12 protein-coding genes are annotated in these 13476 nt (G+C 72.1%); 11 read left to right on the top strand and 1 reads right to left on the bottom strand.

Annotated elements, in window-relative coordinates; translation table 11 throughout:
- The first annotated feature begins 119 nt into the window (after positions 1-119).
- Positions 120-2723, top strand: a complete 2604-nt coding sequence (gene clpB / locus P8A18_RS15385; protein ID WP_306055136.1) for an ATP-dependent chaperone ClpB — start codon at positions 120-122, stop codon at positions 2721-2723.
- Between the two features lie 193 nt (positions 2724-2916).
- A complete protein-coding gene (locus P8A18_RS15380; protein WP_306055134.1) occupies positions 2917-3486 on the top strand; it encodes a YbjN domain-containing protein in 570 nt (189 codons plus the stop codon).
- Positions 3487-3544: 58 nt separating this feature from the next.
- On the opposite strand, the gene P8A18_RS15375 is transcribed toward P8A18_RS15380, so the two are convergent.
- On the bottom strand, positions 3545-4723 hold the full coding sequence (locus P8A18_RS15375; RefSeq protein WP_306055132.1) for a pyridoxal phosphate-dependent aminotransferase: 1179 nt from the start codon (positions 4721-4723) through the stop codon (positions 3545-3547).
- Between the two features lie 135 nt (positions 4724-4858).
- Here P8A18_RS15375 and P8A18_RS15370 point away from each other — a divergent pair, with 135 nt between their 5' ends.
- The 9 genes from P8A18_RS15370 to P8A18_RS15330 all read left to right on the top strand — a co-directional run bounded on the left by P8A18_RS15370 (position 4859) and on the right by P8A18_RS15330 (position 13373).
- Positions 4859-5164: a hypothetical protein gene (locus tag P8A18_RS15370; protein WP_306055130.1), complete on the top strand. Its 306-nt coding sequence runs from the start codon at positions 4859-4861 to the stop codon at positions 5162-5164.
- A gap of 314 nt (positions 5165-5478) precedes the next feature.
- The gene (locus tag P8A18_RS15365) at positions 5479-6000 is read left to right on the top strand and encodes a DUF2617 family protein (RefSeq protein ID WP_018522268.1); all 522 of its coding nucleotides are present in this window, start codon (positions 5479-5481) and stop codon (positions 5998-6000) included.
- An 84-nt stretch (positions 6001-6084) separates the two neighbouring features.
- Positions 6085-7683 (top strand): polyamine aminopropyltransferase, encoded by a 1599-nt coding sequence (locus P8A18_RS15360; protein ID WP_306055126.1) that lies wholly within the window; start codon positions 6085-6087, stop codon positions 7681-7683.
- Between the two features lie 94 nt (positions 7684-7777).
- Complete coding sequence (locus P8A18_RS15355; protein WP_306060924.1) at positions 7778-8845, top strand: SRPBCC domain-containing protein; 1068 nt, start codon at positions 7778-7780, stop codon at positions 8843-8845.
- Between the two features lie 21 nt (positions 8846-8866).
- The gene (locus P8A18_RS15350) at positions 8867-9664 is read left to right on the top strand and encodes an aldose epimerase family protein (protein WP_306055124.1); all 798 of its coding nucleotides are present in this window, start codon (positions 8867-8869) and stop codon (positions 9662-9664) included.
- Between the two features lie 132 nt (positions 9665-9796).
- The gene (pyrE, locus tag P8A18_RS15345; RefSeq protein WP_018551098.1) at positions 9797-10336 is read left to right on the top strand and encodes an orotate phosphoribosyltransferase; all 540 of its coding nucleotides are present in this window, start codon (positions 9797-9799) and stop codon (positions 10334-10336) included.
- A 201-nt stretch (positions 10337-10537) separates the two neighbouring features.
- Complete coding sequence (gene fbaA / locus P8A18_RS15340) at positions 10538-11560, top strand: class II fructose-bisphosphate aldolase (protein ID WP_306055122.1); 1023 nt, start codon at positions 10538-10540, stop codon at positions 11558-11560.
- Between the two features lie 96 nt (positions 11561-11656).
- Positions 11657-12823, top strand: a complete 1167-nt coding sequence (locus tag P8A18_RS15335) for a MalY/PatB family protein (RefSeq protein ID WP_306055120.1) — start codon at positions 11657-11659, stop codon at positions 12821-12823.
- A 136-nt stretch (positions 12824-12959) separates the two neighbouring features.
- Positions 12960-13373 carry a DUF3151 domain-containing protein gene (locus tag P8A18_RS15330; protein ID WP_018551101.1) on the top strand — a complete coding sequence of 138 codons (414 nt, stop codon included), beginning with the start codon at positions 12960-12962 and terminating at the stop codon, positions 13371-13373.
- Positions 13374-13476: the final 103 nt, after the last annotated feature.

Below are 13476 nucleotides of genomic sequence, written 5' to 3'. Positions count from 1 at the left end.
ACGGGCTCAACTCTGTGCGCGAGCAGCCTTGAGTGGAATAGACTCAACTTTGTACACGTTGACCGTGGCAGACCAGACGTGACAACGGACCCCGTCATCGCGAGGAGGAGACAGCGCACGTGGACGCCGAGCTGACCAACAGGAGCCGGGACGCCATCAACGCGGCCACCACCAGGGCCGTGAAGGACGGCCACCCCGATCTGACCCCGGGGCATCTGCTGCTCGCGCTGCTCTCGGGTGACGGCCGACAAGCAAACGAGAACCTCATCGATCTGCTGGCCGCCGTCGACGCGGACCAGATCGCCGTGCGCACCGAGACCGAACGGCTCCTCGGCGCGCAGCCCAGCGTGACCGGGTCGACCGTCGCACCGCCCCAGCCCAACCGGGAGACGCTGGCCGTCATCGCGGACGCCGCGCAGCGCGCCAAGGAGCTGGGCGACGACTACATCTCCACCGAGCACCTGCTGATCGGGATCGCCGCGAAGGGCGGCCGCGCCGGTGAGATCCTCGACGGACAGGGGGCCGGCGCGAAGAAGCTGCTGGACGCGTTCGAGAAGAGCAGGGGAGGGCGACGGGTGACCACTCCCGACCCGGAGGGCCAGTACAAGGCCCTGGAGAAATTCGGCACGGACTTCACCGCGGCGGCCCGCGAGGGCAAGCTCGACCCGGTCATCGGGCGCGACCAGGAGATCCGCCGCGTCGTCCAGGTGCTCTCGCGGCGCACCAAGAACAACCCGGTGCTCATCGGCGAGCCCGGAGTCGGCAAGACCGCCGTGGTCGAAGGGCTCGCCCAGCGCATCGTCAAGGGCGACGTGCCCGAGTCCCTGAAGAACAAGCGGCTCGTCTCGCTGGACCTGGGCGCCATGGTCGCGGGCGCGAAGTACCGCGGCGAGTTCGAGGAGCGCCTGAAGACCGTCCTGTCCGAGATCAAGGAGAGCGACGGCCAGATCATCACGTTCATCGACGAGCTGCACACCGTCGTGGGCGCGGGCGCCGGCGGCGATTCCGCCATGGACGCGGGCAACATGCTCAAGCCGATGCTGGCCCGCGGCGAGCTGCGGATGGTCGGCGCCACCACCCTGGACGAGTACCGCGAGCGGATCGAGAAGGACCCGGCCCTGGAGCGCCGCTTCCAGCAGGTGCTGGTGGCGGAGCCGTCCGTCGAGGACACCATCGCGATCCTGCGCGGACTCAAGGGACGGTACGAGGCCCACCACAAGGTGCAGATCGCGGACGCCTCGCTGGTCGCCGCCGCGACCCTGTCCGACCGCTACATCACCTCCCGCTTCCTGCCCGACAAGGCCATCGACCTCGTCGACGAGGCGGCCTCCCGGCTGCGCATGGAGATCGACTCCTCGCCCGTCGAGATCGACGAACTCCAGCGCTCCGTCGACCGGTTGCACATGGAGGAGCTGGCCCTCAGGAACGAGAGCGACGCCGCCTCCAAGCAGCGTCTGGAGAAGCTGCGCCGCGACCTCGCCGACAAGGAGGAGGAGCTGCGCGGCCTCAACGCCCGCTGGGAGAAGGAGAAGCAGGGCCTCAACCGGCTCGGTGAGCTGAAGGAACGCCTGGACGACCTGCGCGGCCAGGCCGAACGCGCCCAGCGCGACGGCGACTTCGACACCGCCTCCAAGCTTCTGTACGGCGAGATCCCCGGGCTGGAACGCGAGCTGGCCGAGGCCGCCGAGGCCGAGGAGGAAGCGGCGAAGGAGCCCAAGGAGACCCTGGTCAAGGAGGAGGTCGGCCCGGACGACATCGCCGATGTGGTGGGTGCCTGGACCGGCATCCCGGCCGGCCGCCTGCTGGAGGGCGAGACGCAGAAGCTGCTGCGCATGGAGGCGGAGCTGGGCAAGCGCCTCATCGGGCAGACCGAGGCCGTGCGGGCCGTGTCGGACGCGGTACGCCGTACGCGCGCCGGCATCGCCGACCCGGACCGCCCCACCGGCTCGTTCCTTTTCCTCGGGCCGACCGGTGTCGGCAAGACCGAGCTGGCGAAGGCCCTCGCGGACTTCCTCTTCGACGACGAGCGGGCCATGGTCCGCATCGACATGAGCGAGTACAGCGAGAAGCACAGCGTCGCCCGCCTGGTCGGCGCCCCGCCCGGATACGTCGGCTACGAGGAGGGCGGCCAGCTCACCGAGGCGGTCCGCCGCCGCCCGTACAGCGTCGTCCTGCTGGACGAGGTCGAGAAGGCCCACCCCGAGGTCTTCGACATCCTGCTCCAGGTCCTGGACGACGGCCGGCTCACCGACGGGCAGGGCCGGACGGTGGACTTCCGCAACACCATCCTGATCCTGACGTCCAACCTCGGCAGCCAGTTCCTCACCGACCCGCTGACCAAACCGGAGGAGAAGAAGCGGCAGGTCCTGGAGATCGTCCGGGCCTCCTTCAAGCCGGAGTTCCTCAACCGGCTGGACGACCTGGTGGTCTTCTCGGCCCTGTCCGGCGACGAGCTGACGCACATCGCGGGACTCCAGATCGACCGGCTCGCGGCGCGCCTCGCCGACCGCAGGCTCACCCTGGAGGTCACCCCGGAGGCCCTGGCCTGGCTGGCCGAGGAGGGCAACGACCCGGCGTACGGCGCCCGGCCGCTGCGCCGCCTCATCCAGACGGCGATCGGCGACCGGCTGGCCAAGGAGATCCTGGCGGGCGAGGTCAAGGACGGCGACACGGTCCGCGTGGACCGGTTCGAGGACGGTCTGATCGTCGGCTCGACGGCGTGAGCGGAGCGCACATGCCCGTCACCGGAACCCGCCCGCGCCCGTAACCGGAACCCGCACGGCGTAACCGGAGTGCCCGAGGCCCCTTTCCCCACCGTCCGGATATCAGCTTGTGGCGGATCGGGGCCTCGCGGGCTTGCCATGCCCCGCCCGGGATGGGAGAGGATGGCAGCCAACCGCACGAAGGGAAATTACGGTGAGCATCGATCCGTCCTCGATTCCTAACTTCGGGGGCCAGCCCGAACCGCAGGCGGCAGGACCGGAGGGCCCCGTCGTCCCTGACCAGGACCTCGTCAAGCAGCTGCTGGACCAGATGGAGCTGAAGTACGTCGTGGACGACGAGGGTGACCTCGCCGCGCCGTGGGAGGAATTCCGCACGTACTTCATGTTCCGCGGCGAGGGCGAGCAGCAGGTCTTCTCGGTCCGCACGTTCTACGACCGCCCGCACGACACGGACCAGCGCCCGGTCCTCCTCGACGCGATCGACGACTGGAACCGCCGCACCCTGTGGCCCAAGGTCTACACGCACACCCACGAGCCCGAGGAGGGCTCGGAGGAGACCGGTGCCTCGGTCCGCCTGATCGGTGAGGCGCAGATGCTCATCGGCACCGGCGTCTCCCTGGAGCACTTCGTCTCCTCGACGGTCAGCTGGGTGCGCGCCTCCATCGAGTTCGACAAGTGGCTGCTGGAGCGCCTGGGCCTGGCCCCGGCCGAGCAGAAGGCCGCCGACGGCGCGGAGGGCACGGAGTCCGCTCCGGAAGCCTGAGCGACCGCACACACGACGAGCCCGGCGCGGGGAGTCCCGCGCCGGGCTCCGTCGTGTGTCAGAGCTTCCTGAGCCGGGTGACGGCCTCCTGGAGCACCTCGGTCCGCTTGCAGAAGGCGAACCGGACGAAGGGGGCGCCCTGGTCCCGGTGGTCGTAGAAGACGGCGTTGGGGACGGCCACCACCCCGCACCGCTCGGGCAGCGCCCGGCAGAACGCGATCCCGTCGCCGGAGGCGTCGAGCGGCCGGATGTCGGTGGTGACGAAGTACGTGCCGGCCGGCCGGTAGACCGCGAACCCGGCCTCCGCGAGCCCGGCGCACAGCAGGTCCCGCTTGGCCAGCAGATCCGCGCGCAGCTCCGCGTAGAAGCGGTCGGGCAGCCGCAGCGCCTCGGCGACGGCGTACTGGAGGGGCCCGCCGGAGACGTACGTCAGGAACTGCTTCGCCGAGCGGACCGCCGTCACCAGCTCCGGGCTCCCGGTGATCCAGCCGATCTTCCAGCCGGTGTACGAGAACGTCTTGCCGGCCGAGCTGATGGTGACCGTGCGCTCGCGCATGCCGGGGAAGCCGGCCAGCGGCAGGTGCTCGCCCTCGAACACCAGGTGCTCGTAGACCTCGTCGGTGACGACCAGCAGATCGCGCTCGCACGCCAGCGCGGCGACGGCGGCCAGTTCCTCGCGGATCAGGACGGTGCCGGTGGGGTTGTGCGGGGTGTTGATCAGCAGCAGCCGGGTGCGCGGGGTGACGGCCGCGCGCAGTTCGTCGAGATCCAGCCGGTAGGTGCCCGCGGAGGTGTCGGGACGCAGGGTGACGGGAACGCGGGTGGCGCCCGCCATGGCGATGCAGGCGGCGTACGAGTCGTAGTACGGCTCCAGCGCGACGACCTCGTCACCGGGCTCCAGGAGCGCCAGGAGCGAGGCGGCGATGGCCTCGGTGGCGCCCGCGGTGACCAGGACCTCGGTGTCGGGGTCGTACGCCAGGCCGTAGCGGTGCTGCTGATGGGCGGCGATCGCGGTGCGCAGCTCGGGGATGCCGGGGCCCGGCGGGTACTGGTTCCCGTGCCCGGCGCGCAGGGCACGGACCGCGGCCTCGCGGACCTCCTCGGGGCCGTCGGTGTCCGGGAAGCCCTGGCCGAGGTTGATGGCTCCGGTGCGCACGGCCAGCGCGGACATCTCCGCGAAGATCGTCGTGCCGAACTCGGCGAGGCGGCGGTTGAGCAGCGGTCGTCCCTGTGTCATGACCGTCATCCTGCGCGCAAGCTCTGGAGTTGCTCAAGTCTGCTTTGGGCCTGTCGGGGTGCGGGCATTTGCCTTCCACGCCGGAATCGGCGCGAAGCGGGGGCCTCGCTTCGGGGGGCGGAAGGACGTGAGGTCATGAGTGGTGTGCTGGGCTGGCTGATTCTGGGCGTGGCGGTCGTCGTCCTCGTGGCGAGGCTGGCGGGGGTCGGCAGCAAGGGGCGTGCGCCGACGCGTGGCAGGCGGCGCGGGGCCGTGGGCGGTGGCGCGGGCGGGGGCAGTTGGTGGGCCGGGGGCGGCGACGGGGGCTCGTCCTGCGGCAGCGGCGGTCACTCGGGCGGTCACTCGGGCGGTCATTCCGGCGGTCATTCCTGCGGCGGGGGCTCCTCCTGTGGCGGCGGCTCCTCCTGCGGTGGCGGAGGCGGCTGCGGCGGAGGCAGCTGACACGGGGCAGCTGGTCCGCGAGGTGCCCGGCGGGACGGGTGTGACACACGCCAAGTCCCGCTGGGTTCCTTTTTGTTGGGCCCGAAGGCGGGTCTGCGGTGAACAGATGAGCGGAAGGCCCCCGGGGGGGATGGAAACCCCGGCAAGTTGGGCAAAAACGCTGTGAGTGCGGCGTAGTTCGTGATTCCCTCGGTGGAGAGAACATTCAGCCCTCGGACCCCAGTTGGACCTGATCGGGCGCTTCCTACCTCCCACGCGCACGGCGCGGGGGCGTCCCCTGTCCATGTGTCCATGCGTGTTTGCGGAGCCGACCCATGCTCACGACCCTTCATACGGCCTATTCCGATACCCGTGCCGCCGATCTCGCCTGGGCGCTGGGGCGCGAACCGCTCCCGGCGCTGGCCGTCCTCGACCTCGAACTCGCGGGCGCCACGATGCAGTTGAGGCTGCTCGGGGCGTCCCACCAGGTGCTCCTGGAGGAGGAGCGCGGCAGCTGTTCCGAAACCGTCGCCTGCATGCCCGGCAGCAGTACCCCGCTGCCCCTGGGCGTCGCCAAACGGATCGGCGACTGGGAGTACGAGTTCGCGGCCCGCGTCGAGACACTCGGCGCGGGTTCCTTCGCCGGTCGCGCCCAGGAGTTGCTGGCGCTCGTCGCCGATCATCCCCATGGCCTGGCCGGTACGTTCCCGGGCAGCCCGCACGCCTTCACCGCCATGCTCGCCCAGCGCACCGAGGGGCAGGTGCGGTGGCGCACCTGGCACGCGTACCCGCAGGAGGGGCAGCTCGTGGTGACGCGGACCCGGGTGGGCGTGCGGATGCCGGCGGCGGCGCTGTGACGGACGCCGACTGCGCCGCGGGTGCGCCGGTTGCACCCTTGTGGGTGACAAGCGGCGACGAGTCAGTGACGTAGCGTTCGCGGCATGATCGACCAGCATATGTCGCTGCGAGGGGGCGCGGCGCGGCTTCCCGTCCGGCCGAGGACCGGTCGGTATCTCGTGCTGGCCGCCGTCTTCGTCTGTGCAGCCTGTGGACTGGTGTACGAGCTCGAACTGGTCGCGCTCGCCTCCTACCTGATCGGTGATTCGGTCACCCAGGCGTCCGTCGTGCTGTCCGTGATGGTGTTCGCGATGGGCATCGGCTCGCTGCTCGCGAAACGTTTACGCAACCGGGCCGCGGTGGGCTTCGGGCTGATCGAGGCGGCGCTCGCCCTGGTCGGGGGCTTCTCCGCGCTGGTGCTGTACGCGTCGTTCGCCTGGTTCGGGGAGTCGAGGTACGCGCTGGTCGGGTTCTCGCTGACGATCGGCATCCTGATCGGTGCCGAGATCCCCCTGCTGATGACGCTGATCCAGCGGGTGGACCGGCAGGACGCGGGCGGGGCCGTCGCCGATCTCTTCGCCGCGGACTACGTGGGGGCGCTCGTCGGCGGTCTCGCGTTCCCGTTCCTGCTGCTGCCGGTGCTCGGACAGCTGACCGGCGCGCTGCTGACCGGTGCGGTGAACGCGGCGGCGGGCGGGGCGCTGGTGCTGTGGGTGTTCCGGCGGGATGTGCCGCCCCGGTCCAGGTGGCTGCTGATCGCCGCCAATGTGACGGTGATCGCCGTGCTGGCCACGGCCGCGCTGCTGGCCGACGACTTCGAGCGGGCGGCGCGGCGCGCGGTGTACGGGGACCAGGTGCGGGTCGCCGTGCGGACGGACGTGCAGGAGGTCGTGCTGACCGGTGCGGGCCGCAGTTCCCTGGACCTCTATCTGGACGGGCGGCTGCGGGTCAGCGCGCGCGACGAGTACCGCTACCACGAGGCGCTGGTGCACCCGGCGATGAACGGGCCGCACGCCAGGGTGCTGATCCTGGGCGGCGGCGACGGGCTGGCGGCACGGGAGGTGCTGCGCTACCCGGGCGTGCGGGACGTGACGCTGGTGGAGCTGGACCCCACCGTCACCCGACTGGCCCGTACGGACCACGCCCTCGCCGCGCTGAACGGGCACGCGCTGGACGACCCCCGGGTGACGGCGGTGACCGGCGACGCGTTCACCTGGCTGCGCACGGCCCACGGGCGCTACGACGTGGTGATCTCCGATCTGCCGGACCCCGGGATCTCGGCGAGCACCAAGCTCTACTCGGCGGAGTTCTACGGCCTGGTCACCGAGGCCCTCGCACCGGGCGGCCGCGTGGTGGTGCACGGCGGCCCGCCCGTCGGCCGGCCGCGTACGTACTGGACGGTCGACGCGTCGATGCGGGCGGCCGGGCTGCGTCCGCGCCCCTACCGGGTCAGCGGGCGCTGCTCGGGCTTCGTGGTGGGCCCCGACCGGGCCTCGGCCGACACGGACGGGGACCACGGCTGGGGGTTCCTGCTGGCCTCGGCGGGCGCGCGGCCCGTGCTCGGCCTGGACCCGCGGGCGCCCGCGCTGCGCTCCCTGACCCTGCCGGGGCTGCGGGACGCGGGGCGCAGGGCGGAGGCCGGGCGGCTGTCCGGGCTGAAGCCGTCGACGCTGGTGCACCCCCGCTACTGGGAGGAGCGGTGAGGCGGTCCGGCGGGCGGTGCCGGGCAGTCGCGGGGTGCGGAAGCGCTGACGTGACGGCCGGGGCTGAGTAGGCTCGGTTTCCATGGAGCATGAGGTGTTCGTTCCGGTTCCGGTCCCGGCCCTGCGGCGGACGCTGGGCGATCCCGTCCGGGTCGCCCGCTGCGTCCCCGGGCTTCAGCAGGACGCCGACGCGTCGACGGGCCCCCTGGCCGGCCGGCTCAGAATCCGCGCGGGCGGCCACACCATCACCTACCGGGGCACCCTGCGCCTCACCCCGTTGCCGGGCGACCCGGACGTGGACTCCGTGTACGCCGTCCTGGTGGAGGGCGAGGGCGCGGAGGCCCGCGGCGACGGTTCGGCGCAGCTCGCGCTGACCCTCCGGCTGACGGAGGGCGACGAGGGCACGTCGATCGCCTTCGACGGCACGGTGAGCGGGGACGGGCGCCTGCGCGACCTGGACCCGGCGGCCGCGCTGTCGGCGGTCCACCGGCTGCTGGACCGGTTCGCGCAGCAGCTGGTGACGGAGTCGCTGGCCGCGCACGGGGAGGACTCCGGCGGAGAGCCGGGCGAGGGGGCCGGCGGCGAGGGGGCCGGCGGCGAGGTGGACGACCCGGGGGCGGCCGCCGTCACCGCGGACGAACTGGCCGTCGGGGAAGCGGTGGAGCAGGCGCTTGAGGAGGCCGCCGAGGAGGCGGACCAGACCGGCCCCGAGCCCTCGGCCGGATCCCCGCTCACCGGGTCGGGGCCGATGGGCGGCGCCGACGAGGTGCTGCCCACGCACGAGGCCGCCGCCGACGAGGCCCCGGGCACAGAGCCGGGGAAGCAGGGCGGGGAACAGCCGGAGGAGCCGGGCGAGGAGCAGGCGGGGGACCGGGAGTCCGTGTTCGACGCCCCGATTCCGCCGTCGTCGCTCGACCCGGTCGCCGGGATCGAGTTCACCGTTCCGGACGGGCCGCCGGCCGAGGCCGCGCACGCCCGGCGCACCATGATCGGGCGCAGCGCGGAGGAGGTCGACCACGCCCCGCCGCGTGGCCGGTACGCCCCGGTGCCCTCGCCGGAGGCGGGCGGCGCGGGTGCCACGCTGCGCTGGGTCGCCCCGGCCGCCGCGCTCGCCCTCGCATCGGCGGTGGTCGTGAGCCGGGCGCTGCGGCGCCGGAGGTAGCGGCGACAGTAGGCTCGTCCCGTGAGCAGCAGCGAGAAGGACGTCCGGCTCTCCGTCGGCGACACAGAGTTGACCGTGAACCCCGCCAACGGCTGCCGTATCAGCAGCCTGCGGATCGGCGGCACCGAACTGCTGCGGCAGGGGGAGCGGTACGGCTGCTTCCCGATGGTGCCGTGGTGCGGGCGCACCGAGAACGGGCAGTTCCGCGACGGCGGCGTCCTGCACCAACTGCCGCTGACCGCCCCGCCGCACGCCATCCACGGCACCGGCCGCGACACGGCGTGGAAGACCGCGCTGGAGAGCGGGACACAGGCGTCGTTCTACTACGACCTGGCCGACCCCTGGCCGTACCCGGGCCGGGTGACCCAGACCTTCGAACTGGCCGAGGACTCCCTCACGTTGGCCTTCGGCATCGAGACGTACGGGGACTCCTTCCCGGCGCAGGCGGGCTGGCACCCGTGGTTCCGCCGCCGCCTCGACAGCGGCGAGGAGGTCCGGATCGACTTCGACGCCGCCTGGCAGGAGGAGCGCGGCGAGAACCACCTGCCGACCGGGCGCCGGGTTCCGCCGTCGGCCGGGCCGTGGGACGACTGCTTCGGGATGCCGGACGGCGTCGATGTCACCCTCACCTGGCCCGAGCGGCTGGAGCTGACCGTGAAGAGCCGGTCCGAGTGGGTCGTGATCTACGACGAGCAGGACGAGGCGGTCTGCGTGGAGCCGCAGTCCGGCCCGCCGAACGGGCTGAACACCGCCCCGCGCTACGTCACCCCGATCGAGCCGCTGGAGATCGCGACCACGTGGAGCTGGCGCCGGCTCTGAACCGAGGGCACCTCCGCCCGCTCGCCGTCGGCTCCGGCGTTGGCACCGGTTACGGCGCGGCCACCGGTTCCGGCGTGGGTACCCGCTCCGGCGCGGGCACCAGCGGGAATCGGGCGCCTTATCCTCGTAGCCATGACTGACGTACGCGCTGAGCTGCTCCAGCAGATCAAGGACAAGGCCGTGGTTCACGGCAAGGTGACGCTCTCCTCCGGCCTGGAGGCCGACTGGTACATCGATCTGCGCCGCATCACGCTGGACGGCAAGGCCGCTCCCATGGTCGGTCAGGTCATGCTCGACGCGACGGCGGAGCTGGACTACGACTGCGTGGGCGGTCTGACGCTGGGCGCCGACCCGGTCGCCACGTCGATGCTGCACGCCTCCGCGGCCCGGGGCCAGGAGCTGGACGCCTTCGTCGTCCGCAAGGCCCAGAAGGCCCATGGGATGCAGCGCCGGATCGAGGGCGCGGACGTCAAGGGCCGGCGCTGCCTCGTCGTGGAGGACACCTCGACGACCGGCGGCTCGCCGCTGACCGCCGTCGAGGCCGTGCGCGAGGCGGGCGGCGAGGTGGTCGCCGTCGCCGTGATCGTGGAGCGCGGTGCGGCCCCGGCCATCGCCGAGGCTGGCCTCCCGTACGTCCACGTGTACACGGTCCCGGATCTCGACCTGGGGTGACCTGCGGCTTTCTGCGAGGGCGGCCTGTTTCACGTGAAACAGGCCGCCTTTGTCGTACCCCTGTGAACCGGGGTCGCGAACGCTGGGGGACTCCGCCGGGTGGAGCCGGGACAGGAGTCTGGGAAGATGGGGGCGACGATGACGTCGCCCCCAGGTCAGGGACCAAGCAACGCACACCCGCACATCCCAAGGAGCGGACAGATGCCCATCGCAACCCCCGAGGTCTACGCCGAGATGCTCGACCGGGCGAAGGCAGGCAAGTTCGCCTACCCGGCCATCAACGTGACCTCGACCCAGACCCTGCACGCTGCGCTGCGCGGCTTCGCGGAGGCCGAGAGCGACGGCATCGTTCAGATCTCGACCGGCGGCGCTGAGTTCCTGGGCGGCCAGTACAACAAGGACATGGTCACGGGCGCGGTCGCGCTGGCCGAGTTCGCGCACATCGTCGCCGCCAAGTACGACATCACCGTCGCGCTGCACACCGACCACTGCCCCAAGGACAAGCTGGACGGCTACGTCCGCCCGCTGCTCGACATCTCCGCCGAGCGCGTCGCCAAGGGGCTGAACCCGCTGTTCCAGTCGCACATGTGGGACGGCTCGGCCGAGACGCTGGCCGACAACCTGGCCCTCGGCCAGGAGCTGCTGGCCAAGGCCGCCGCCGCCAAGATCATCCTTGAGGTCGAGATCACCCCGACCGGTGGCGAGGAGGACGGCGTCACCCACGAGATCAACGACGAGCTCTACACGACCGTCGACGACGCGCTGCGTACCGCCGAGGCGCTCGGCCTGGGTGAGAAGGGCCGCTACCTGCTGGCCGCCTCCTTCGGCAATGTGCACGGCGTCTACAAGCCGGGCAACGTCGTCCTGCGTCCGGAGCTGCTCAAGGACCTCCAGGAGGGTGTCGGCGCCAAGTACGGCAAGACCTCCCCGTTCGACTTCGTCTTCCACGGCGGCTCCGGCTCCACCGCCGAGGAGATCGCCACCGCGCTGGAGAACGGCGTCGTGAAGATGAACCTCGACACCGACACCCAGTACGCCTTCACGCGCCCGATCGTGGACCACATGTTCCGCAACTACGACGGTGTGCTGAAGGTCGACGGCGAGGTCGGCAACAAGAAGGTCTACGACCCGCGCAGCTGGGGCAAGTCCGCCGAGGGCGGCATGGCCAAGCGTGTCACGGAGGCCTGCGCCAGCCTGCGGTCCACCGGCACCAAGCTGAAGTAATTCGGTACGGATGTACGGCGTGGGCCCGGCGACCCCTCGGGGTTGCCGGGCCCACGGCATGTCCGTGTCCGGCACGCACGATCCGAGGGAACAGCTGTGAGCACGTCCTACGACTTCGACACCGTCATCGACCGCCGCGGAACCTGGTGCGTCCAGTGGGACGGAGTCGCGGACCGGTTCGGGGTGGACGGCCTGCTGCCGTTCACCATCTCCGACATGGACTTCGCGACGGCCCCCGAGGTCCTGGCCGCCCTGCGGGCCCGGCTCGACCACGGCGTCTTCGGCTACACGGACTGGCGGCAGGGCGACTTCCGGTCCGCCGTCGCCCACTGGTACGCGACCCGGTACGGCACCACGATCGACACGGACCGGCTGGTGTACGGGCCGTCCGTGCTCAGCCAGTTCTCCCAGCTGCTCCAGATGTGGACGGCCGAGGGCGACGGGGTGGTCCTGCACACCCCCACGTACGACGGCTTCCGCAAGGCGGTCACCGGGCTCGGGCGGGAGCTGCGGGGCGTGCCGCTGGGGGACACGGACGCGCTGGAGCGTGAGCTCGCGCGGCCGGACAGCACGGTCCTCGTGGTGTGCTCGCCGCACAACCCGTCCGGGCGGGTGTGGACGGAGGCGGAACTCGCGGAGATGGCCGCGCTCGCCGCACGGCACGGGGTGGCCGTGATCAGCGACGAGATCCACGCGGACTTCGTGCACGACGGGCGGCCGCACGTGCCGTGGACCCGGGTGGGCGGTGACGCGCGCTGGGCGGTCGTCACGTCCGCCTCGAAGTCGTTCAACTTCCCGGCGCTGACCGGTTCGTACGGCCTCATCGGACGGACCGGGGACCGGACGGAGTTCCTGCGCCGGATGGAGACGGCCGAGGGCCTGGCGTCCCCGGCGGTGCTCTCGCTGACCGCGCACATCGCCGCGTACCGGGAGGGCGGGCCGTGGCTGGACGCGGTACGCGCGTACGTCGCGGAGAACCTGGCCCTCGTCGCCGAGCGGCTGAACGGCGCGTTCCCGGCCCTGGAATGGGAGCCGCCGCAGGCCGGGTACCTGGCCTGGATCGACCTGCGGCGCGCGGGCGTCACGGACGACGAGGCGCTCCAGCGGGTGCTGATCGAGCGGGAGCGAGTCGCGGTGATGCCGGGGAGCACGTATGGGGCGGACGGCTTCGTGCGGCTGAATGTGGGGTGCGCGCGGAGCAAGGTGGAGGCGGGGGTCGCCGCGTTGATCCGGGGCGTGGAGGCGGTGCGGGGCGCCGCGTAGCGGCGGGGTGGGGCCGTTTCGGGGGCTCCGCCCCCGGGCCCCCGCTCCTCAATCGCCGGAGGGGCTTGAACGGCCGGCCCCCGGAAGGGCTTGAAGGCGGGCTTGATGGGGCCGCCGGGCCAGGCACACTTGGAGCATGTCGATCCACGAGAACCTGCTCGGGGGCCCTCCCCCGACCCACCTGCCCGACGACCCGGAGCCGCGCGAGCTGCTCGCCGCCGACACCGCGCCCGCCGACGTCGCCGCGAAGTACCCGACCTCCTCGCTGGCCTGGGCGCAGCTCGCCGACGAGGCGTTCGAGGGCGGCCGGGTCGTCGAGTCGTACGCCTACGCCCGCACCGGCTACCACCGCGGTCTCGACGCGCTGCGCCGGGCCGGCTGGAAGGGCCACGGCCCCGTACCGTTCGAGCACGAGCCGAACCGCGGCTTCCTGCGGGCCCTGCACGCCCTCGCGCGGGCCGCGCAGGCGATCGGCGAGCAGGAGGAGTACGAGCGCTGCTCGACGTTCCTGCGCGACTCCTCCCCGACCGCCGCCGAGACCCTCGGCTGACCCGCCCCCGTACCGCAGGCCCCGCGAACGCGCACCCGCGCACGCGGGGCCTGCGCGTCCCCGGGGGCGGCGTTTAGGATGCGAACAGGGGACCGGAGCTCCA

The sequence above is a fragment of the Streptomyces sp. Mut1 genome, from assembly GCF_030719295.1.
Classification (GTDB): domain Bacteria; phylum Actinomycetota; class Actinomycetes; order Streptomycetales; family Streptomycetaceae; genus Streptomyces; species Streptomyces castrisilvae.
The sequence above is the reverse complement of the archived record's forward strand: the minus strand, read 5'-3'. Positions and strand labels throughout refer to the sequence as shown.